The sequence below is a fragment of the Aeromonas lusitana genome (assembly GCF_002812985.1).
Classification (GTDB): Bacteria; Pseudomonadota; Gammaproteobacteria; order Enterobacterales; family Aeromonadaceae; genus Aeromonas; species Aeromonas lusitana.
Genome location: NZ_PGCP01000005.1, coordinates 1 through 21,129, shown reverse-complemented (window position 1 = coordinate 21,129; position 21,129 = coordinate 1). Strand labels below are relative to the sequence as shown.

Annotated in this window: 16 protein-coding genes; 4 read left to right on the top strand and 12 right to left on the bottom strand. The window is 62.4% G+C overall.

Features of this window, described 5'->3' with window-relative positions:
- Positions 1 to 317 precede the first annotated feature (317 nt).
- Positions 318 to 2,582 (top strand): 5-methyltetrahydropteroyltriglutamate--homocysteine S-methyltransferase, encoded by a 2,265-nt coding sequence (metE, locus tag CUC44_RS04955; RefSeq protein ID WP_167388782.1) that lies wholly within the window; start codon positions 318 to 320, stop codon positions 2,580 to 2,582.
- A 98-nt stretch (positions 2,583 to 2,680) separates the two neighbouring features.
- Here metE and CUC44_RS04950 read toward each other — a convergent pair whose 3' ends face one another.
- Positions 2,681 to 3,799: a glycosyltransferase family 9 protein gene (locus CUC44_RS04950; protein WP_100858886.1), complete on the bottom strand. Its 1,119-nt coding sequence runs from the start codon at positions 3,797 to 3,799 to the stop codon at positions 2,681 to 2,683.
- 183 nt (positions 3,800 to 3,982) lie between these two features.
- On the opposite strand from CUC44_RS04950, the gene CUC44_RS04945 reads away from it, so the two are divergent.
- Positions 3,983 to 5,110 (top strand): HPP family protein, encoded by a 1,128-nt coding sequence (locus tag CUC44_RS04945; RefSeq protein ID WP_100858885.1) that lies wholly within the window; start codon positions 3,983 to 3,985, stop codon positions 5,108 to 5,110.
- A gap of 57 nt (positions 5,111 to 5,167) precedes the next feature.
- Here the strand turns inward: CUC44_RS04945 and CUC44_RS04940 are convergent, their stop codons facing one another.
- Positions 5,168 to 7,093, bottom strand: a complete 1,926-nt coding sequence (locus tag CUC44_RS04940; RefSeq protein WP_100858884.1) for an amidohydrolase — start codon at positions 7,091 to 7,093, stop codon at positions 5,168 to 5,170.
- 210 nt (positions 7,094 to 7,303) lie between these two features.
- Between CUC44_RS04940 and CUC44_RS04935 the strand changes: the two genes are divergently transcribed.
- The gene (locus CUC44_RS04935) at positions 7,304 to 7,945 is read left to right on the top strand and encodes a TetR/AcrR family transcriptional regulator (protein ID WP_100859117.1); all 642 of its coding nucleotides are present in this window, start codon (positions 7,304 to 7,306) and stop codon (positions 7,943 to 7,945) included.
- Positions 7,946 to 8,063: 118 nt separating this feature from the next.
- On the opposite strand, the gene CUC44_RS04930 is transcribed toward CUC44_RS04935, so the two are convergent.
- The 10 genes from CUC44_RS04930 to nrfA all read right to left on the bottom strand — a co-directional run bounded on the left by CUC44_RS04930 (position 8,064) and on the right by nrfA (position 19,211).
- Positions 8,064 to 9,323, bottom strand: coding sequence for a D-amino acid dehydrogenase (locus CUC44_RS04930; RefSeq protein ID WP_100858883.1), 1,260 nt, complete (start codon positions 9,321 to 9,323; stop codon positions 8,064 to 8,066).
- A 340-nt stretch (positions 9,324 to 9,663) separates the two neighbouring features.
- A complete protein-coding gene (locus CUC44_RS04925) occupies positions 9,664 to 10,563 on the bottom strand; it encodes a serine hydrolase (RefSeq protein WP_100858882.1) in 900 nt (299 codons plus the stop codon).
- Between the two features lie 404 nt (positions 10,564 to 10,967).
- A complete protein-coding gene (locus CUC44_RS04920; protein ID WP_100858881.1) occupies positions 10,968 to 11,420 on the bottom strand; it encodes an NUDIX hydrolase in 453 nt (150 codons plus the stop codon).
- Between the two features lie 114 nt (positions 11,421 to 11,534).
- On the bottom strand, positions 11,535 to 12,740 hold the full coding sequence (nrfF, locus tag CUC44_RS04915; RefSeq protein ID WP_100858880.1) for a heme lyase NrfEFG subunit NrfF: 1,206 nt from the start codon (positions 12,738 to 12,740) through the stop codon (positions 11,535 to 11,537).
- Complete coding sequence (locus CUC44_RS04910; protein ID WP_100858879.1) at positions 12,737 to 13,282, bottom strand: DsbE family thiol:disulfide interchange protein; 546 nt, start codon at positions 13,280 to 13,282, stop codon at positions 12,737 to 12,739. Before CUC44_RS04910 ends, nrfF begins: the two co-directional genes overlap by 4 nt.
- Positions 13,279 to 15,252, bottom strand: a complete 1,974-nt coding sequence (nrfE, locus tag CUC44_RS04905) for a heme lyase NrfEFG subunit NrfE (protein WP_100858878.1) — start codon at positions 15,250 to 15,252, stop codon at positions 13,279 to 13,281. The genes CUC44_RS04910 and nrfE overlap by 4 nt, the downstream gene beginning before the upstream one ends.
- Before the next feature lie 140 nt (positions 15,253 to 15,392).
- Positions 15,393 to 16,346 carry a cytochrome c nitrite reductase subunit NrfD gene (gene nrfD, locus CUC44_RS04900; protein ID WP_100858877.1) on the bottom strand — a complete coding sequence of 318 codons (954 nt, stop codon included), beginning with the start codon at positions 16,344 to 16,346 and terminating at the stop codon, positions 15,393 to 15,395.
- A 102-nt stretch (positions 16,347 to 16,448) separates the two neighbouring features.
- On the bottom strand, positions 16,449 to 17,129 hold the full coding sequence (locus CUC44_RS04895) for a 4Fe-4S dicluster domain-containing protein (protein WP_100858876.1): 681 nt from the start codon (positions 17,127 to 17,129) through the stop codon (positions 16,449 to 16,451).
- Positions 17,126 to 17,722 (bottom strand): cytochrome c nitrite reductase pentaheme subunit, encoded by a 597-nt coding sequence (gene nrfB / locus CUC44_RS04890; protein WP_100858875.1) that lies wholly within the window; start codon positions 17,720 to 17,722, stop codon positions 17,126 to 17,128. Before nrfB ends, CUC44_RS04895 begins: the two co-directional genes overlap by 4 nt.
- A 46-nt stretch (positions 17,723 to 17,768) precedes the next feature.
- A complete protein-coding gene (gene nrfA / locus CUC44_RS04885) occupies positions 17,769 to 19,211 on the bottom strand; it encodes an ammonia-forming nitrite reductase cytochrome c552 subunit (RefSeq protein ID WP_100859116.1) in 1,443 nt (480 codons plus the stop codon).
- Positions 19,212 to 19,965: 754 nt separating this feature from the next.
- On the opposite strand from nrfA, the gene CUC44_RS04880 reads away from it, so the two are divergent.
- Positions 19,966 to 21,129: retention module-containing protein (locus CUC44_RS04880; protein ID WP_157812744.1), on the top strand; the 1,164-nt coding region annotated here is incomplete at its 3' end.

The window sequence follows — 21,129 nt, the reverse complement described above, 5'->3', positions numbered from 1 at the left end:
AAGAACCTGTCCACGCTCTTACTGCGAGGCCGTGATCAAGGCTCATGTGCTGCTCGCGTGTTTGTCACCAAGAGTGCTCATGTATTCATATACACTCCGGTTCCTGCGCTGCTCTTTACCTTGCTGACGACATCTCGTGACAGATCGTAAACAAGTTCTAAGAGGCCCTTGCGCGTCAGTTGAGAATTTCTTGAGAGCCAGTTGAAAAGGATTCAATAGCCAGAGCCACCTTATCTCGACATTCTAGATGTGTAAACATCTGGATGGCCAAATCATCCAGTTTCCCATCAGATGAACGAGCATAAGGAATTGGACCTATGACCTGCGCACACACACTCGGTTTCCCCCGTATCGGCGCCAAGCGCGAGCTGAAATTTGCCCTCGAATCCTACTGGCGTGGCGAGACCACCCAGGCCGAACTGGTAGCCGTGGGCAAGAGCCTGCGTGAGCGCCACTGGCAGGCCCAGCGCACCGCCGGGGTCAGCCTGCTGCCGGTCGGCGATTTCGCCTGGTACGATCAGGTGCTCGGCACCAGCCTGCTGGTGGATGCCGTGCCGGCCCGTCACCGCCATGGGGATACCGATCTCGACACCCTGTTCCGGGTGGCCCGTGGCCGCGCGCCGACCGGCCCCAGCGCCGCCGCCGCCGAAATGACCAAGTGGTTCAACACCAACTACCACTATCTGGTACCCGAGTTCAGCCAGGATCAGCGCTTCAAACTGGGCTGGAGCCAGCTGTTTGACGAGGTGGAAGAGGCCAAGGCCCTGGGGCTGCCGGTCAAGGCCGTGCTGCTCGGACCCGTCTCCTACCTGTGGCTTGGCAAGGAGAAAGAGAGCGGCTTCTCCCGCCTCGAGCTGCTGGATCGTCTGCTGGTCGTCTATCAGGAGATCCTGGCCAAATTGGCATCCCAGGGAGTGGAGTGGGTACAAATTGACGAGCCGGCCTTGGCGCTGGACTTGCCGGACGAGTGGCGTCTGGCCTACCTCAAGGCCTATGAGCGCCTGGCTGGCCCCTGCAAGCTGCTGCTCACCACCTATTTCGGCTCAGTGGCCCATCAGCGCGACATCATCACCAGCCTGAAGGTGGATGGTCTGCACCTGGATCTGGTGGCCGCCCCCGAGCAGCTGGAGACGCTGGTCCCGCACCTGCCGGCCCAGTGGGTGCTCTCCGCCGGTGTCATCAATGGTCGCAACGTCTGGCGTGCCAACCTGGCCAAGCTGGCACCGACCCTCAAGGCACTGAAAGCCAAGCTCGGCGAGCGGCTCTGGGTGGGTTCTTCCTGCTCCTTGCTGCACAGCCCGGTGGACTTGACCCTGGAGCATGAGCTGGACGCCCAGACCCGCAGCTGGTTCGCCTTCGCCCTGCAAAAATGCTACGAGCTGGGCCTGCTGGCTGAGTACCTCAATGGTGGGGATCTCGACAAGATAGCGGCCTACAGCCAGCCCATAGTCGACAGAGAATCCGATAGCCGGGTACACAAGAAGGGGGTGCAGTCGCGTCTGGCCAGTCTCACCAACAGCGACTTCGATCGCCAGAGCGCCTATCCGCTGCGGGCACAGGCCCAGCGCCAGGATCTCAAGCTGCCGCTCTTGCCCACCACCACTATCGGCTCTTTCCCGCAGACCTCGGAAATTCGGGCGCTGCGCCAGGAGTGGCGCGCCGGTCGCATCGACAACCAGGCGTACGAAGCGGGCATTCAGGCCCAGATCAAGGATGCCATCGAGCGTCAGGAAGCCATAGGGCTGGACGTGCTGGTGCACGGCGAGGCCGAGCGCAACGACATGGTGGAGTACTTCGGTGAGCTGCTGGACGGCTTTGCCATCACCCGCTTCGGTTGGGTACAGAGTTATGGCTCCCGCTGCGTCAAGCCGCCGGTGATCACCCGGGATATCGACCGCCCGACCCCCATGACGCTCGAATGGACCAAGTTTGCCCAGAGCCTGACCGACAAGCCGGTCAAGGGCATGCTGACCGGCCCGGTCACCATACTCTGCTGGTCCTTCCCCCGGGAAGACGTGAGCCGCGAGCAGTCCGCCCTGCAAATCGGTCTGGCCATTCGCGACGAGGTAGCGGATCTGGAAGCCGCCGGCATCAAGATCATCCAGATCGACGAGCCGGCCATCCGCGAGGGTCTGCCCCTTCGCAAGCAGGATCATCAGGCCTATCTGGACTGGGCGGTGCGCGCCTTCCGCCTGAGTGCGAGCCCTGTGGTGGACAGCACCCAGATCCACACCCACATGTGCTACAGCGACTTCAACCTCATCATAGAGGCGGTGGCGGCGCTCGATGCGGACGTCATTACCATAGAGACCAGCCGCAGCCAGATGCAGCTGCTGGGGGCGTTCGAGCGCTTCAACTACCCGAACGAAATCGGTCCAGGTGTGTATGACATCCACTCGCCCAATGTGCCGACCCAGGTCTGGATTGAGGATCTGATCCGCAAGGCCGCCGAGCAGATCCCGGCGGACCGGCTCTGGGTCAACCCGGATTGCGGCCTCAAGACCCGCGGCTGGGAAGAGACCACCGCCGCTCTCAAGGTCATGGTAGAAGCCACCAAGGCGCTGCGCGCCGAGCTGGCCTGAGGCTAACAAAAATAATCCCTTCGCTCATCGAGCACGGGAATAACGAAAGAGGGAAGGCGCAAGCCTTCCCTCTTTTTTATCGGTTGCCACCATGGCTATCAGGGTGCGAGCAGGGTCAGCGTCCCTGGCTTGGACGCATGAGGAATGAACCTGGGCGCCGCCGGCCATGGCAGTGCCGGTGGCTGCGCCAGGCTTTGTGCGAGCCAGCGGGCATCCAGGGGAATGGCATCGGGATCCCCGATCTTCAGATTGAGGTGCTGGGCGCCGAGGCAGCCGTAGCGGCCGGGCTCGGTCTGGGTGAAGAGGCCGAGGCAGGGCACGCCACTGGCGGCGGCCAGATGCAGGGGCCCGGTGTCGCAGCTGACGAAGAGACAAAGGCCCCGGGTGAAGCGCACCAGCTCAGCCAGGCTGGGCAGGGTGAGCTGGCAGTCCCCGAGAGGAGGCATGGGATCGGCAGGATCGGTGAGCTGGATCAGCAGGGCATCCGGGCTGTGGCGGCGCAGATCCCGGAGCAGCCGTTGCCACTGGGGCTGGGAGAGCCCCTTGCCCTTGCGGGCGCCGGTGAAAAAGCCGATGAGGGGGCGATCCGGCTGGGCGTGCTTCAGGGCCGCCAGCTGGGGGCTGGCCCTGTGCAGCGCTCTGCCAAGCTCAATCTGGTGGGCCAGACTTGCCCGCTTGCCGAGCAGTTGCAGCGGCTGGTGGGCGTAGTGGCAGTTGTCGTCGGGGGCTTGGGGATGTTCAAACAGCGCATCCCCCTTGGCGTCATCGAAGCCTATTTTCTCCCCGGCGCGCACCCAGGCGGCGATCAGGTGATCCGTACTGGAGGCAAACGGCACATAGACCCTGTCGTAGTGCTGGCGGCGCAGGCGCCAGAGCGCCGGCAAGGCCGCCAGCAGATGCTTGCCCTGCAACCGCAGCAAGTGAAGGCGCTGGAGGCGGCATTGTGCGAAGAAGGGGAGCAAGGCCCCGCCACTGCACACCAGCTCTATCTCAGCGTCCGGGTGTTCGCCGCGCACCGCCTGCAGGAAGGGCAGCAGAAACAGGTTGTTGCCGATCCGGTTGGTGCTGCGAATGATCAGGACTCGCCGCACGGGCTGCCCCGTGCTGGCAAGCGTGCCCCGGCGGGCGAGCCAGGCAAGAAAGGCGCGCTCCAACCCTTGTGTCCAACAGCGGCGCTGGCCGTCGAAGCGACGCAGTGCGTCCTTGATAGTGCTCATAAGGCGTGACTCCAGGAGTGGCGATGGGCCCAGAGTGGCAGGGGATCATTAAGCAGGAATTAAGGGGGCCGGGGCCGTGAGGCAAGGGGGCGTGGGCGACCCGGGCGAGGGCAGCGCTGGCAATGAGGGCGGGGAAGTCGTTAATATTGCGCATTTGAAATAAACCTTATCGTCGGGAGCAGAATGCAGTTCAGGGATTTTTTGCCGGTATCGACCAATACCGGCCTCAAAGAGAGTGGGCTGGGGGCCCTGGGGGCCTTCGTCGGGCTGCTCGGCACCGGCGTCTTGTGCCAATGGCTACTGGGGATCGATGCCCACTGGCTGATAGCCCCCATGGGGGCTTCCGCCGTCTTGCTGTTCGCCGCCCCGGCGAGCCCCTTGGCCCAGCCCTGGTCCATCGTCGTGGGCAACGGCGTCTCGGCCCTGATGGGGGTGGCAAGCGCCGCCCTGGTGCCGGATCTGGCGCTCGCCAGTGCCTTGGCCGTGATGCTGGCCATCGCCGCCATGTTCCTCACCCGCAGCCTGCATCCCCCCGGCGGCGCCGTGGCATTGACCGCTGTCATCGGCGGCGAGGGCATTCGCCAGCTGGGGGTGGGGTATGTACTTCTGCCCGTGCTTATCAACTCAGCCCTGCTGCTCGTCCTGGGCCTGTGCTACAACCGCGTGCTGGGGCGACGCTACCCCAACGGCGGCAAGACCCAGCCCAATCGCCACCAGACCGCTGATCCTGAGCCCAGCGCTCGCCTTGCCGGGGCCGCGGACATCGATTTTGCCCTCAAGCAGCACGGCGAACTGCTGGACATCAGCCGCCAGGATCTGCAGGCGCTGCTGCAAGAGGCCCAACTGCACGCCCTGCGCGAGCGGGTCGGCACCGTGCTCTGCCGGGATGTGATGTCAAAAGACCTGGTCACCGCCTCGCCAGACGAGTCGGCCATGGCGGCCTGGCAACTGCTCTCCCACCACAGGATCAAGGCGCTGCCGGTGGTGGACGGGGAGTTGCTGGTCGGGATCATCACCTTGCACGACTTGATGATTGACCGGGAATCCCATCAACCCCGCGCCTTGCTGGCACTGGAGACGCAGACGGTGGCAGATCTGATGACCCGGACGGTGCAGACTGCCCGCCAGGATCAACCGCTTCATGATCTGGTGGGGGCCTTCTCCGATGGGGGCCTGCACCACATGCCGGTGGTGGACGGGGAGCGACTGGTGGGGATCCTGACCCAGTCGGACATGGTGGCCGCGCTCTTTACCCTGGCTCTGCAACCGGCTCAGGGGCAGGGGGCACCTATCCCCTTTGTGGAGAAATAAGCGATAAAAAAGAGGCCCCTCGCGGGGCCTCTTTTATGACATTGACGGATCTCACTATCAGGGGGTGGGATAGACGGTCTGCCCCTGAAACACGGTGCGCTCGACCTGGGTCTCGGCTATCTGTTCCGGGGTGCCGGCGTTGACCAGGGCGAACAGGTCTCGGTCCAGCACGATGAAGTCCGCCGACTTGCCCACCTCGATGGAGCCTGTGATCTCTCCCTGACGCACCGCGTTGGCGCCGTTGATGGTATAGGCGGCCAGCATCTCGGTCAGCGAGATGCGTTGGCTCGCACGGTACTCGTCGTGGCCATCCGCCGCGCGCATGATGCCGGCGGCCATGTTCTCAAACGGCCTAGGATCGCGGCTGTCCACCGGAGCATCGCTGCCCGCCACCAGCACGGCGCCCGCCTTGCGGGAGCTCTCGACCGGGTAGAGGGCCTCGTGCAGATAACCCAGGGGGTCATAGATGGCCTCACTCAAGGGCTGGCCCGCCTTGGTGGGCTGGATGAAGGGGGTCACCAGCATGTCGTAGGCGAGCTGGGGGTTGGTCCAGGCGTAGGTGAAGGTCAGATAGAGCCCAAGATCCCCGAGCCGCTTCTGATCGTCCGGGTGGACCACCTGCAGGTGCGCCAGGGTGTGGGGTATGCCGTGATTCCCATTGCTGGCGCGGGCCGCCTCCAGCGCATCCAGCGCCATCCGGGTGCTGCGATCGCCGATGCTGTGCATGTGGATGCTAAAACCCTCCTTATCCAGCGCCCCCACGTAGCGCTTCAGATCCGCATCCTGGTAGTTGACTATGCCGTTGCTGCCCGCATCCTCGCTGTCTGCGGTAATGGTGACATCGCCGCTGCCGGCGTTCATGACCAGATGGGGCCTGTGGTAATTCTCCAGCATGCCGGCGTTGGGCAAAAAGACCGGATCCGTGAAGGGATCCCCCTCTATCACGCCGTCGAGGAAGATCTTGACCGCATCGGCCTTGATGAGGGGATTGCCCGCGAAGGCATCTCGCACCGCCCGAGCCTTGGCCAGGTGACCAGGGAGGTCGAGTTTGCCGCTGAAATCATCGTCATGGAAGCAGGTGGCGGCGGTGACCCGCATGTGCAGCAGATCCTGGGTCTGCATGTTGAGCAGACGCTGGCGGATGAAGTCGCTGGCACAGGCATCCTGAATACCGGTGATGCCGCGCGACGCCATCAGCTCGGAGATGGCGGGCAGGATCTTGTCATACTGGGCGGCGGCCTGATCGTCGCTCGCACTCAGCACACCGCTATCGGGCACAGGGATGGCGCTACGGGCTGCGTCCCGTATCACCCCGCTGCTCAAATCCACATAGGGAATGAAGTCGGCAAACACACCGCCCGGTGCCAGGGTGGTGGGATTGAAGCCGACCACATTGCCATCTTTGTCCTTGGCCAGCGCCAGTGCCTGGGAGTTGTAGCCGCCGGCATGGCCGTCGACCCCGGCCAGCATCACAGGGTTGTCCGGTGCCATGGCATCGAGGGCCGAGAGCAGGGTGGCATAGGTGGCGGTCGGGGTGTTGCCATCGTAGGGGGACCACTGATTGACCACCAGCCAGTCCCCCGGTTTGGGGGCGTAGCGGGGCAGGCACTCCTTGATCTTGGCGGCGAGGGCATCCAGATCGACGCTCTGGCCGTCGAGATCGCACATGTCGAGCGCCACCGTGCCTATCAGGTGGATGTGGTTGTCGTGCAGGCCGGGCAGCACCATCTTGCCCTGCAAGTCCACCACCTGGGTGGGTTTGAGGGCATCGGCCCCAGCCCTGGATCCCACATAGGTAAACTTGCCATCGCTCACCACCATGGCCTCGGCCACGCTGCGCTGCCCATCCTGGGTGTGGATCTTGCCGTTGAGATACAGGGTGCTTGTGGGGGGGGATGTGCTGCTGTTCTCCTGCTGGCAGCCGCTGAGCAGGGCGCCCAGTAGCAGGGCAAGGGCACTGATCTTCATCTGTTTGCTATCCATAGCGTGCTCTCCTTGAGTTAATTGCAGTTTTTACTGCATATATGAGCACCCTTGTTTATTGCAGCTATCCTGAAAAATGCCAGTGATTGCTGCACTTTTTTTGGCTTGTGTTTAGCGTGTCACATCATGTAGTTATGACAACCAGCCCAGATGGGGAAACCTTGTTGCGGAGAAGACGTGATGGATCATCTATTGCCGGTGGAGCTCTGCATGCGGCGCCAGCCCAGGCAGCAGCGCAGTCAGGAGGTGGCGAGCCGCATCGAGCAGGCCACCCTGTCGATGCTGCAGGAGCAGGGGTTTGCGGCGCTCAATACCAATGCCATTGCCGCGCGGGCCGGGGTGGGCATCAAGTCGCTCTATCATCTGTATCCGAACAAGGAGGCCATCATCTGCCGTCTCGCCATGGATTGGCTGGCGGCGGTGTGCGAGGCGCAAGAAGAGATCCGCCGGCAGGCCCAGAGCTGGCCCCAGACTCTGCTGATGCTGGATGAGGCGCTGGAGGAGCTGGATGAGGAGTTTGTCGGTTATGGGGCCCTGTGGCTTGCGATGGATCTCATCCCGGCCCTGCACGGGGTGGAGCACGAGCACGAGCGAGGCCAGATTGAATTCTGGTCCGAGCGGCTGCGCCACTTCGGCTGCCGCTGGCCCGAGCCCGAGCTCAGGGCCCTAGTGCGTTACTTCTACCGGACCATGGACGTGGCCAAGCAGTGCACCAAGGAGCAGGGGGAGGCGGGGCGACAGATGTGGCTGCTGCACCGGCACTGGTGCGAGCAACTGGTGGGGGCGGCCATCGCAGAGCCCGATCCTGCACGGGTCTGGCAGTCAAGTTTTGAACTGATAAGGCAGCCCTGAGCCCCGACTCAGGCGGTGCGCGGCTTAAAGTCGTGGATCGATGAAAAAAGAGAGGGAGTGCCTGGCACTCCCTCTCTTTTTTGTGACTCGTCTCAGGCCTGGTCTATCTGCGCCTGGCCTATCTGTGCCCATAGCGCGCCAGGGTCAGCCCCTCGTCACTGATGGCAGGTTGGTTGCCGCTGATGAGATCCGCCAGCAGCTGGCCTGAGCCGGCCGCCATGGTCCAGCCCAGGGTGCCGTGGCCGGTGTTGAGCCAGAGCCCCGGAATGGGGCTTGGGCCCACCAGGGGTGTGCCATCCGGCGTCATGGGACGCAGCCCGGTCCAGAACTCGGCTCGGGCGAGATCGCCACCCGCGGGGAAGAGATCGTTAACTACCATGGCCAGGGTGTCATGGCGCCTGGGGTTGAGCGTCAGGTTGAAACCGCTCAGCTCCGCCATGCCGCCGACCCGGATCCGCTCATCGAAACGGGTGATGGCGACCTTGTAGGTCTCATCCAGCACGGTGCTGCGCGGCGCCGCCTCCGGATTGGTCATGGGCAGGGTGAGGGAGTAACCCTTGACCGGGTAGACGGGCAGGGCGATGCCGAGGGGACGCAAGAGCCCGGTGCCATAGCTGCCCAGCGCGCAGACGATGGCGTCCGCCTGCCAGCGCCGCTCACCGGCCCGCACGGCCACGGCGCGACCCGCCGCCAGTTCGATCTCGTCGATGGGGCAGTTGAACACAAATTCCACTCCCAGCCGCTGCGCCTCCGTCGCCAGAGCCTGGGTGAAGCGATAGCAGTCGCCGGTCTCATCCCCTGGCAGGCGCAGGCCTCCCACTATCTTGCCGCGCACCCGCGCCAGGGCAGGCTCCGCCGCTTCACAGCCGGCGGCATCGAGCGCCTGATAGGGAACGCCGTATTCCGCCAGCACCTCAATGTCGCGTTTGCTGGCGTCCAGCTGGGCCTGGCTTCTGAACAACTGCAAGGTACCGAGCTGGCGCCCCTCGTAATCGAGCGCCAGTTCATCCCTCAGCCCCTTCATGCAGTCGCGACTGTACTCGGCCAGACGCACCATGCGCCCCTTGTTGGTGGCGTAGGCGGTTGGGGTGCAGTTGGCAAACATCTGCAGCATCCAGCGCAGCTGGAAGGGATCCGAGGTGGGACGTACCGTGAAGGGGGCATGCTTTTGTAGCATCCATTTGGCCGCCTTGAGAGGAATGCCGGGGGCCGCCCAGGGAGAGGCGTAGCCCGGGGAGATCTGGCCCGCGTTGGCGTGGCTGGTTTCAAGCGCTACACCGCCTCGGCGCTCCAGCAGTGTCACCTGATGGCCTGCCTTGGCCAGATACCAGGCGCTGGCCACCCCTATCACCCCCCCTCCCAATACCACTATCTTCATCACATCATCCTTGTTATGAACCACTTGGCCGACTCCGGCGCCCCCCGCTTCGTGGCTCGGGAGGCGGTTTGGCCCTCACGTTACCATCGGCAGCGAGATCGGCAAATCCATCGGGCCGAGAATGCCAGTTATCACCATGTTAACATCTTGTTGTGGTGTTTTATCTGGCAAAATGGTGACGTGTTGATGTTTTATGCTGTGAAATGACGCGGGAAATCGGGTGCATGGGCGTGGACAGGGAGAGTCGCCGCTTGCGGGTGGGGAATGGGGTTAAGAGGTTGATGGCGATAATAAAAAACCGCAGGTAAACAGGCCTGCGGTTTTATTGATGAAGACTCGCTTACTGGGCTGAGAAGAGCTTGGGGGCCGGGGTGGATTGGGCGGTCAGGGTCGCACGGCCCGAGGTCTCCAGCCAGGTTTTGATCTTCTTGGCATCGGCCACCCGCTCATCCGTGGTGTTGGCATGGAGCAGCACCATGATGACGGGTTCGTTGCTCACCTTGGTGCCCATCACCAGACAGCGTCCCGCCTCGCGGATATAGCCGGTCTTGGAGACCAGAATAGGCCAGCTGCCTTCACGCACTATGCGGTTTGAGTTGTGATACTGCATCTGGCGCTTGCCGTTGCGCACCAGTCTGTGCTCGGTCGAGGTGTATTGGCGAATGAGCGGATAGGTGGAGGCGGTGGCCGCCAGCTTGGCGAGATCGTGGGCGGTGGCGACGTTGCGCGGATTGAGCCCGGTGCTGTCGGCGAAATGGGTGCTCCACATGCCGAGCATGCGGGCCTTGGCGTTCATCGCCTCGACGAAGGCACGTCGGCCACCCGGGTAGTTGCGGGCCAGGGCCGAGGCGGCGCGGTTTTCCGACGACATCAGTGCGATGTGCAGCATGTCGGCCCGGCTCAGGCGCGAGCCTATGGCCAGACGGGAGCCTGTGCCCTTGATCCTGTCCACGTCATCCATGGTGACTGTGATGGACTCGGAGAGCCGCTGGTTGCCATCCAGCACCACCAGCGCCGTCATCAGCTTGGTGATGGAGGCGATGGGCATGATCCGATTGGCGTTGCGCTCGGCCAGGATCTCGCCGGTGCGTGGATTGGCGACCACGAAGGCATCGGATCTCAGGGCGAGGTTGTTGCGTTGTTCGAGGAAGCTGTTGGTCGGGGCGGCGTGGGCTGTGTCTATGCTGGCGGGAAGGAGAAAGGCGCCGAGCAGCAAGGAGAGAAAAGGACGCATGTTCATGATGAGGCTCTACCGTACGACAATCGAGGTTATTTGGCTAAGTTATATGACGGGAACTGACGCTTAACAACGTCAAAAGTTCCAATATTTTAATTTTATGGGGTGGCGCACCTTGAAATCACACGCTTGGCGGCTATATCGCGCCCCCGTTCGGCCCAGGCAGAGTCGCGAAGAGGGTCAATGCGCATCAGGATCCCCATCAGAGATGCGCACTATATGCCGGATATGGGCATCCGTTACTACTCTTTTTTGCACCCTTTCGGAGCATAGTGGCGAGCACGCTGTTTTAGGAATGCCTCAGAGGCAGAATTGGCAAGCACTCGATGGGAGATAGGGGGATTCTTCCTCCTTATCTCCACCAGCCCCAGGGGGGGCAGTCTGCCGCCATTAGCCCTCTGCCCGTCTCAGCCGAGCACCACCCGCATCAAGGTCGAGGGGCGGCTTTCGACAAAATAGCGCCAGACATGATCATAGAGTGCCTGTTGGCCGGGAAAGCTCACCAGCACCTTGGCCTCGGCCAAGGTGCACCAGCGATATGCGGTGTGCTCATCATTGAGTTGTACCCCTTGGTTGGGTGGGCAATAGACCACAAAGACAGGCACGACTGTCACCACATTCGGGCCGCTCTCGTAAAACTGTTCCAGATAATGGGCTGTGTATAACTCGCAAACCGTGATACCCGTCTCCTCGCCAAACTCACGAATAATGGTCTGCCAGCCGGTTTCTCCTGCCTCGACCGTGCCCGCCACATGGCACCAGAAACCGCCCTTGACCCTGTACATCAGCAGCATTTTTATCTGGCCATCTATTTCTGATAAGGCCACACCGGCAACGGCGTGACAGCGAATGGGGATCATGACTCGTCCTTGTTGTCGTGAAATGAGGCTCTGCATTATGGATATGGATGGGTACCGTGGATCAACCCCCATATCAGGATGTCCTGACATTACAGAGCCAGCAAGGGATGGTCTTTATCCCCCCATGATGCGGGCGGTTTGAATGGCTTGAATAAGCGCCCCCCGGTTGATGCGGGGCCGCTCGCCATCCAGCAGCCCTTGCCACAGGGTGATGGCCTCGCCGTAGCGGCCGTGCAGGAAGTGATCGGAGGCGAGCAGCATCAGGGCGCTCACTTCCCCCTTGTCGAGTACGAGGGCGGCATCCAGCAGGCGGCGCGCCTCCGGGGTGAGCCGCTGGCCCGCCTGGTAGTAGCGTACCGTGGCCTGAGCCGCCAGGGTGGCGGCGCTGGCGTGCCCCTCCAGCAGGGCGAGTTTCTGATAGGCAAACCAGGCGTTCTCATACTCGTCTCGATAGAGATAGAGCTGACCCAGCTCGGCCCAACCCTCAAGATCCTGAGGATCCCGCTGCAATCGCTGGTGCAGGGCGCCGAGCTCCTTGTCCTGCAAGTCGCGCGGACTCAGGCCCGCCAGGGGATCGGGACGCTGCTGATACCCCTGCCAGGCTTGATAGCGGCCTGTGTTGGTGTAGACGAGGGCGATCGCTCCCACTAACAGCACTCCGAGCAGCAGCCAGGGCAGGGGGCTGGGCGCAGGCATCTTGGTCGCGAGTCGCGCCCGCAATCGCAGTTCCCCCTCTGGGGTGGCATTGGCCAGCCGCGCCTGCTCCAGCTCATGGTACAGGGGAGAGTGAGGGGGGATGTTGGCCTGCTGCTCGGCCATGATCAGCCGATTCAATTCACCTCTGGGATCCGGGTACTGGCCTGCTTGCGCCTCGAACTGGTAAGCACAAGAGGGGCTGGCAGACGGGTTATGACGGTGGCGTAAACTGAGGTAAAGGCGGCGCAGGGCCAGCAGCAAGAGCAGCAGCGGCCCTCCCCAGAGCAGCGCCGTGCTGGCCTTGAGGGGGGGATCGTAGCGCACGAAGTCGCCAAACCGACTGGTCATACGGGCGATCACCTGCTCGTCGCTCTGGCCTTCATCCACCCAGCGATAGACCTCGAGGCGCAGATCCCGCGCTATGGGGGAGTTGGACTCCACCAGGTTCTGGTTCTGGCACTGGGGGCAGCGCAAGGAGCGCGCCAGCTCCTGGGCGCGGCTCTGCAACTCGGGATGGCGGAACTCATAGGTATCGACGCCGCTGGCGGCGGCGAGGCCGGCCCCGCAGAGCAGGATTGTGATCAGCAGTGTGCACAGCGTCTCGATTAGAGGGGGTTTATTCATGGCTGGCTCTTCGCAGTGACGGCGGCGCGAGCCTCGCCGAGCCTGGGCACAAACTGGCGCTGCCAGATCTCCCGGGTCAGCTCCCCCGTGTGGCGAGCGATCAGGGTGCCGTCGGCGCCAAACAGATAGGTCTCCGGTGTGCCATAGACACCGAGCTCCAGCGCAAGCCGGCCGTCAGGGTCGGCCAGCACGGCGCGATAGGGGTTTCCCGCCTCGCGCAGCCAGGCGCGAGCTGCCTCCTTGTGGTCCCGGTAGTTGAGGCCATAGAGGGGTACTGAGCCCGCCAGCTCGGTGAGCAAGGGGTGCTCGGCGCGGCAGTTGGGGCACCAGCTGGCCCAGATGTTGAGCAGGAAGGGCTCTCCCTTGAGGGTCTGGGTGCTGATGGCGGGGCCGCCGAGCAGATCCTCGCTCTGTCTGTGGGGTAGGCTGCGCCCCAGGGTCGCCTCGTCCTGACGATAGGGATCCTTGCCAAGACCGAGCCAGAGCAGGGCGCCGAGGCCCAGGGTGAGCGCCAAAGGAATGAACAGACGCAGGCGATTCATAGGGCCTCCTCGGCGTGGCCATCTTGATGCGATGAGGAAACCGGTGCCGGTCTGGCAGCCCTCTGTCTGGTCACCAGCAGGGGTCGACGTCCCAGTAGGCGCAGGGCGCCACCTGCCATCATCAGCAGGCCGCCGAGCCAGATCCAGCGTACCAGCGGCTTGTGGTGCAATCGCATGGCGTAGGCGTCCGGCCCCATCTTCTCGCCGAGAACCACGTAGAGATCCCCAAACAGCCCCCACTCGATGCCGGGTTCGTTCATGTTCATGGTGCGCACGCTGTAATGGCGCCGCTCGGGGGTGATCCGCGCCACCTCTTTACCGTCCTTGTGCACGCTCAAGGTAATGCGCTCGGCTGTGTAGTTGGGGCCGAGCAGGGGCTCGCTCCCCTCATAGCGAAACTCGTAGGCGCCGAGTCGGTAGGGCTTGTCTGCGCCGAGCACGGTTCCCCCCTCCTGGCTGTGGTGGCTCACCTGAGCTATGCCGAGGGCGCAGACCGCCACCCCGAGGTGGGCCAGCAGGCTCCCCAGCCGGTTGGCATCCCGCCAATGGGTTTTCAGCGGGAAGTTGAGCAGCAGGCTGGCCAGCAGCCAGAGGCTGATCACATTGGCGAGGATCCCGCTCCAGCTCGGGGCGCCCTGATCGCGATACCAGAGGCTGATTAAACCGCCCCCCAACAGGCCGAGCAGCAATGGCAGCGCCGTCTTGATAAGAGAACTGGCTTTCAACCCTTGCCAGCGCAGGCGCGGGATCCAGGTCATCAATACCATCAGCGCCAAGGCCAGGGGCACGAAGATGGCGTTGAAGTAGGGGGCGCCCACCGACAGCGATCCCAGATGCAGGGACTGGAACACCATGGGGTAGAAGGTGCCGAGCAGCACGCTGGCACAGGCCACGACCAGCAGAAGGATGGCGGCGCCGATCAGCCCCTCCTTTGACCAGAAACCGAAGTGGGCATAAGGGGCCCGGGTATCGGCCCGCAGGGCGAACAGGGTCAAGGCTGTGGTAAGCAGCAGGCCGAGCAGCAGCAACAGGGTGAGGCCACGGTCGGGATCCACCGCGAAGGCGTGGACCGAGGTGAGTACCCCGGATCGCACCACGAAGGTGCCGAGCAGGCTCAAGGAGAAGGTGAAGATGGAGAGCAACAGCACGCCGTGGCCGTAGGCGCCGCGCTTCTCGCAGACAATCAGGGCGTGCAGCAGGGCCGTGCCCAGCAGCCAGGGCAGCAGGGAGGCGTTTTCCACCGGATCCCAGAACCACCAGCCCCCCCAGCCGAGCTCGTAATAGGCCCACCAGGAGCCGAGCAAGATGCCGGCGGTGAGAAACACCCAGGAGCCGAGCGCCCAGGGGCGGCTCCAGTGGGCCACGGCGCCGTCCAGCTTGCCCGAATGCAGCGCCGCCATGGCGAAAGCGAAGTTGACCGCAAACCCCACATAGCCGAGGTAGAGCAGAGGCGGGTGTATGATGAGGCCGATATCCTGCAGCATGGGATTGAGATCGCGTCCCTCTAGCGGCCCCGGAAAGGCGCGATCGAACGGGCTGGAGAAAACCAGGGTGTAGAGGCCAAACAGGCCGACGATCAGCCCCATGATGGCGAGCACCCGCACCCGGATAAGCGGGTCAACCCGGCTGGAGCAGAGCGCCACCAGGGCCCCCCAGAGCGCCAGTGCAAACACGAAGAACAGCATGGAGCCCTCGTGACCACCCCACACGGCCGCCAGTTTGAAGCCAAGGGGCAGGGCACTGTTGGCGTGTTGAGCCACGTAAATCAGGGTGAAGTCGTTTTGAGCGAAACAGAGGCCGAGCAGTATCAGGGCGGCGCCAAGCAGGACGGCACTCAGCAGGGCAAGGGGCTTGGCGCTGCCAAGCAGGGAGGGTGAGGCGAGGGTGAGACCAAGCCAGGGCAAGGTGCCTTGTAGCAGGGAGAGTGCCGTTGCCAGCAGCAGTGAGAGATAGCCGAGCTCTGCCAGCACATAACCTCCTGTTAATTCAATATTGTGCAGTGCAAGCTGCTGTTCCGGTGCGGATTAATATGGATGTCATCAGAGCGTCAGCCGCTGAGCGATGCACGGGCACCCGTCGCCCAAGGGGGCGGGTGCCCGTGTTCAAACCCCTATACCACTGTCATCTGGCCGGCATAGAGCACGAAGTAGCGCAGCAGCAGTATCCCCACCAGGGTCAGGCCACACACCAGCACCAGGTGGCCACGCCGCGCCCGCAAGGGGGCGGGTGTCAGCAGGGCGAGCAGTTGGGGCAACAGCATGCCGATGCCCACCACGCCGAGCCAGAACACCTGTGCCCAGAAACCGCTGCCGATGGCCGCCCACATGGCAGCCTCCTTCTGACCGCCGCCAAAATAGAGGCCGGTGAAGAAGCAGACCAGCAACAGCACTTCTACCGCCAGTATCGGCCGCTCGAAGTGGTGCACGAAGCTCACTCCCGGGCTCTGGTTGTGCTCCTTGAACAGGGTCACCGCCAGCAGGCTGGTAGCGGCGATACCCGAGCTGATGCCGGACACCAGGAACAACACGGGCAGCACCGGGTTGTTCAGGAGCGGATAGGTCTTGAGCGCCGAGAGCAGAAAACCGGTGTAGGCACCGAGCAGCACCGCCAGCAGCAAGAGCAGAGGCGCCAGCAGCGACTCGAACCGGGCCAGCAGGCCGATCAGATCATCCACGAAGGCAAACTTCTGCTTGAGCAAACGGCTACGCAGCCCCTCGATCTCGGTCCGAAACACCACAGCCAGCCAGGCGAACAGCACGGCCATATAGAGTTGGAACAGCATGACCCCCATGGACATGACGGAGTCGAACTGGTAGTGGAACATCAGCTTCCAGAAGGTCCAGGGGCGGGCCAGGTGGAAGATAAGGATCAAGAGCCCCAGGATCACCGAGAGCGGTGCCAGCAGGGCGGTCGCCTTGATGATGCCGCTCTCGCTGCCGGCTCCCTTACGGCGCAGCGGCACCGACAGGGTGGTGGCGCCGGCCGAGATACCGAGCAGGAAGAGGTAGATCGCGATGGGCCAGTCCCACACCAGGGAAGAGAAATGAAACGCATCATGCCACATGGTCAGTCCCTCCATCGGTTACTGCCAGGACAGATGGTGATGGGACAGATCCCCACACAAATGCCAAGACAAGGGAGGAGAAGTGAAACGCGTCTTGCATGGTCATGACTTGATCTCCCCTTTGGGCACGCGATACAGCTTGGGCGAGGTGCCGAGCGCCTGCTTGTAGCGGTAGGTAGTCTCCTTCACCAGCCGCTGGGCTATGGGGCTGTCCGGATCGTCCAGATTGCCAAACACCAGTGCCTTGGTGGGGCAGGATTCCACACAGGCAGGCTGCTTGCCCTGAGCCAGGTTGGTCTTGCGGCAAAAATCGCACTTGTCCGCCACTCGGGTGACCGGGTTGATGAAGCGCACCTGATAGGGGCAGGCGGCCAGACAATACATGCAGCCGACGCACAACTCCGGGTTCACATCGACGATGCCATCCTCGGCGCGTCTATGGGAGGCGCCGGTCGGGCAGACATGGACGCAGGGTGCGTTGTCGCAGTGCTGGCAGGATTTGCGAAAGAAGTGGTAATCGGCCTCGGGAAATGCGCCGATAGGGCCGGTGCGCAGGATCTCGAGGCGCGAGACGCCGTCCGGCACCTGGTTCACCTCCCGGCAGGCATCCATGCAGGCGGTGCAGCCGATGCAGGCCGTCTCGTCGTGCAGCATGCCGTAGCGCACCCCGTCGATGCGCTGGCTGTGAGTTAGGGGGCTGGCGCCCGCGCGAGCGGGTCCCGTCATCATGATGAGGGCGCCCGCGCTCATGCCCGCCAAGAATTCACGGCGAGAGCAGCTCATGGCGCCTCCTTGCTCACGCTGGCCTGCTGGTTGGCCGCCTTGGTGGCGTGCTGTTTGCTGTGACAGTCGACGCACAGCTTGACCCGGGATTTCTCCGGGATCCCCACCATGGGCTCCTTGGCTGGGTGCAGCTGGTGGCAACTGGTACAGCTGAGCTTGGTCATGTGCACGTCGTGGGCCCAGAGCGCCTCGCGCAATGGCTTGGGCTCATGGCAGCTCATGCAGACGCTGTTCTGCTCGGCGATGGGATAACCCTCCTTGCCCGGCGCTTTGTTGAAGCTGTCGCTAAAGCGCATCACATCCTTGACCCCTTCCCTGTGCTGGGGAGAGGGGAGACCGTGGCAGTTGGTGCAGGTCACCGGGGCCAGGTTGTTGGGGTTGGTCGCCTTGGCATGCTTGCCGTGCATGCCGTCCGTCTGCTCCTTGTGGCAGTCGGTGCAGGCCTTGTCGGCGCTGCGCAAGAACTCAACATCGTGCATGGCCGGCGCGGCGGCGGGGTGCGTTGCCGACTCGGCGGCCTGGCCCTGCAGGCTGGTCAGCAGCATGGCTGCCATCAGCATCAGTCGTAAGAAATCCATCGTTAAATCACCCATAGGAAGCCTCCATCCGTGGCGGGCACCGCAGTGCCCGCCCGCTCCATTACTGCGCCAGTCGTCCGGCCGCTTTGGCCTCGGCTTCCCAGGCGGGCACTGTGGTCTTGAGGAACTGGGCCTTGTCCGCGTTCATCTGCTTCATGTCCATGCCAAGGGCGGCCTGGGCCTTCTCCTTGCTGGAGATGTCGGGGATGGCGATCTCGTGGCTGATGCCCTTGGTGGCCAGCAGGCGAGCGAGCTTGGTGCGCGCATCGGCCGCCTTGTCCAGGGCACTACCCAGCATCCTCAGGGCCACTTCCGGCGCGTGGGCTTGCACCCCGTGGGAGGCGATGGAGAAGTCCCAGCGCCACTGGGCGTGACGGATGTCCTGCTGGATATCCTTCATCTCGGCTTCGGTGGCGCCGGCATCCCAGGCCGCCTTGGCTTCGAAGTGGGCGTGCACCAGCTGCTTCTCGACTTTCAGCTTGATCTCGGTGATCGCCTCTTTGCGCTGGTGGACTATGTCTTGCAGCATCTCCTTGCTCTGGGTGTGACAGTTGCGGCAGGTCTGCTCGAAGCGATCGAACGGGTTGCCGACCTTGTGATCCGTGTAGACCTTGCCCTGCTCGTTCTGCACCTTGGGCATGTGGCAGTCGACGCAGGCGACGTTGTTCTGGCCGTGAATACCGGCGCGCCAGGTCTCGTATTCCGGGTGCTGTGCCTTGAGCATGGGGGTCTTGGAGAGGGCATGGGTCCAGTCGGCGAAGCCAATCTCGTCGTAATACTCTTCCATCTGTTCGACGCGGGTCCCCTTGTCCCAGGGGAATTTCACCGCCTTGGTGGGGCCGTTGAAGTAGTACTCCACGTGGCACTGGCCGCACACCTGGGATTGCTGATCGAAGCGGCCCTGCTCCTTGAACGGTTTGCCGATGGCGGTCATGGCGCGGTCTGCATAGGGGCGGGAGAGGTGCAGGGCGGGTTTGCCCTCCTTGAACTCTTTCGAGGCGGTGTCATGGCAGTCGGCGCAACCTATGGTGTTGACGATTTCCGGCCCACCCTTGGCCCACATCCCCTTGAAGTAGCCATCTTCACCTTTCTCGTCGATGACGCGGGCGACGTCCGGGCCTTTGCAGCTCCAGCATGCCATGGGCAGGGGGCCGTCTTCGGCGGTCTTGGGGGCACCGGTGCGCAGGCTTTCGCGCACGTCGGTCAGGGCGTAGAAGTGACCGCGCGGCTTGTTGTAGTCCTTTGAGAAGGGGTAGCCGGCCCAGAGCACCACCATCTGCGGATCTTCCGCCAGGGCGTCGGTGCGCTCCGCGCTCTCGCTGGTCGAGGTCCAGCTGTCGAACTGATCGATGTGATCCTTGGCGAACAGCTCGTTGCGCGCCTCTATCTTGCCCTTGGGGGCTGTCTCATCGGCCTGTACCAGGCTGCTCGTCCCCATGAGGGCGGTCAGCAGCAGGGCGGCCAAGCCCGGCCGCCATAAGGTGTTTTGTGAACCCACGGTCATCACTCCCAGATAAATGTCCTTGTCGGACCCGGCCGTTCCATCTTGCAGCGTGGACATCTCTACCCATGCGGGCATGGCAGGTCGATTAATTGTTATAAGTGCATAAAATAAGATATCTATGCGATTGCTCGTGGGAATAATACCAAATGGGTAAAATGGATAATGATTTATCGCGGCCGGTCTTGCGCTAGATCAATTGACATGGGGCTCAGATCTGAAAAGTGAGATCCAGGTTTAATTATTTATTGTCATTGATAACTTAGTGCAAATGACAGTTCTCATAGCAGGGTTGACCAGGTCAGGAAGGCGTCGTGGGAGGGATTGAAGAAAAGTGACCTGGCAGCCGTATGTTGGGGATGGGCGGGCAGATATAATTTGAATTTATATTCATATTTTTCGATATCGAGCGGGCGCTTGATACGCCTTGGTGAAATAGGGGAGGGGTCTCGTCTGAGAGAGGCTTTTGATGTCTTTATGAACAAGGTGTCAGCTCTTGACGCAGGGATCGGAGCCAAGAGAGCCAGACTTGGCCCGTTTCTGCACTATTTAGGAATAAAGGGAGGGTTCTACTGCTCTCTCACGGCTTCGACAACGTTTTACTGAATTAAATAGGACGTTTGGCAGTTTTTCCTTTCGATATTTTCGAAAATGCTGAAGGGATCTCTCTCGAAGGAGGGGGTAAAATGACCGCCTATCACTGTGGCTTCCCAATTCTGCTTATATTGGAAGCCTGTGCTTACTCGTTGGAGGATATATGGCTGAGCTGCAAATCGATAAACCGACCCAGATTACCCAACTGGAGGGCGCTGTGTTTGTCATGGATGCCGAAGGCTCCTTGCGCCGCGCCGCAGTGGGCATGCAGCTACAGCCCGGCGAGCGCCTGCTCACCGAATCCGATGGGCACTTCGAGTTGGCCGATCCCGCCGGTGAAGCCAACACTCCTGAGCCGCTCGAGCTGTCTCAGTTGCAGCAGGATCCCCAGCAGCTCGATCCTGAGCTCGCCAGTCTGCAGGAGGCCATCCGTCAGGGGGCCGACCCGACCGAGCTGTTTACCGAGACTGCCGCCGGTAACGCCGCGGCAGGCACAGCAGGCGGTGTGGTGGGCTCCAGTGCCGGTGGCTTCGTGGTGGTGGATCTCAACAACGATTTCACCGTGGTGGAGGCCGGTTTTGACACCGACCACCAGACAAACCTTCAGGGGGATGAGCTGTTAGCCGAGGATCAGATTGACAACAGGCCTCCCGACTTCTCCCTGAGCCCCATTTCTCTGACGGAAGACGCCTTCACCAATCAGGACAATGTGGTAGGAAGGAGCGATTTCGTTATCCGCCAGCGATTTGATCCTCTGGTCGCAGACTCCCTGGCGTTCACAGATCAAATTGAAACGTTGGCCAGGCTAAATGGCAGTGGTATCAGCAGCGATGGCCATGTACTTACCTTCGAATTTGGCAGCGACCGATTACTGACCGGCTACTACCTCGATGAAAACGGTCAACGTGTCGATGTATTGCAAGCCGAGCTGACGGCGAATCAGGTCAATGGTGACGTACAGGGCTCGGTGACGGTTACCCTGCATGGGCCGCTCGATCATCAGGGCAGTGACCAACTCTCGTTGGGGCTCTCTGTCATTGCCAAGGAGAGCGATGGTAACGAAATTGAAGCCGATCTCTCAGTTAGCATCAACGACGGTGTGGATCCCAACCTCGGTATCGACAGTGGCATCAGTCTGCAGGAAGGGGGGGCCAGCCAGTCTCTGGATGGCCAGCTGCCGGTCAACGTGGGCAGCGATCGCCTGGTGTCCCTCAATTTCGAGGCGAGCCAACCTGGCCTCGATGGCCTGACCAGCGGCGGTAAAGCCACTACTTATCAGGTCAATGGCAACCAGATCACCCTGCTAGATGCCGCTGGCAAGGTCATT

Coding starts and splice junctions, on each gene's coding strand:
- CUC44_RS04950 (WP_100858886.1), bottom strand. CDS start 3,799: ATGAGCACTATCAAGGACGCACTGCGTCGCTTCGACGGCCAGCGCCGC.
- nrfB (WP_100858875.1), bottom strand. CDS start 17,722: ATGGGTGATTTAACGATGGATTTCTTACGACTGATGCTGATGGCAGCC.
- nrfA (WP_100859116.1), bottom strand. CDS start 19,211: ATGACCGTGGGTTCACAAAACACCTTATGGCGGCCGGGCTTGGCCGCC.
- CUC44_RS04930 (WP_100858883.1), bottom strand. CDS start 9,323: ATGAAGATAGTGGTATTGGGAGGGGGGGTGATAGGGGTGGCCAGCGCC.
- CUC44_RS04945 (WP_100858885.1), top strand. CDS start 3,983: ATGCAGTTCAGGGATTTTTTGCCGGTATCGACCAATACCGGCCTCAAA.
- CUC44_RS04920 (WP_100858881.1), bottom strand. CDS start 11,420: ATGATCCCCATTCGCTGTCACGCCGTTGCCGGTGTGGCCTTATCAGAA.
- CUC44_RS04935 (WP_100859117.1), top strand. CDS start 7,304: ATGCGGCGCCAGCCCAGGCAGCAGCGCAGTCAGGAGGTGGCGAGCCGC.
- CUC44_RS04910 (WP_100858879.1), bottom strand. CDS start 13,282: ATGAATCGCCTGCGTCTGTTCATTCCTTTGGCGCTCACCCTGGGCCTC.
- CUC44_RS04940 (WP_100858884.1), bottom strand. CDS start 7,093: ATGGATAGCAAACAGATGAAGATCAGTGCCCTTGCCCTGCTACTGGGC.
- nrfD (WP_100858877.1), bottom strand. CDS start 16,346: ATGTGGCATGATGCGTTTCATTTCTCTTCCCTGGTGTGGGACTGGCCC.
- CUC44_RS04925 (WP_100858882.1), bottom strand. CDS start 10,563: ATGAACATGCGTCCTTTTCTCTCCTTGCTGCTCGGCGCCTTTCTCCTT.
- CUC44_RS04895 (WP_100858876.1), bottom strand. CDS start 17,129: ATGAGCTGCTCTCGCCGTGAATTCTTGGCGGGCATGAGCGCGGGCGCC.
- nrfF (WP_100858880.1), bottom strand. CDS start 12,740: ATGAATAAACCCCCTCTAATCGAGACGCTGTGCACACTGCTGATCACA.
- metE (WP_167388782.1), top strand. CDS start 318: ATGACCTGCGCACACACACTCGGTTTCCCCCGTATCGGCGCCAAGCGC.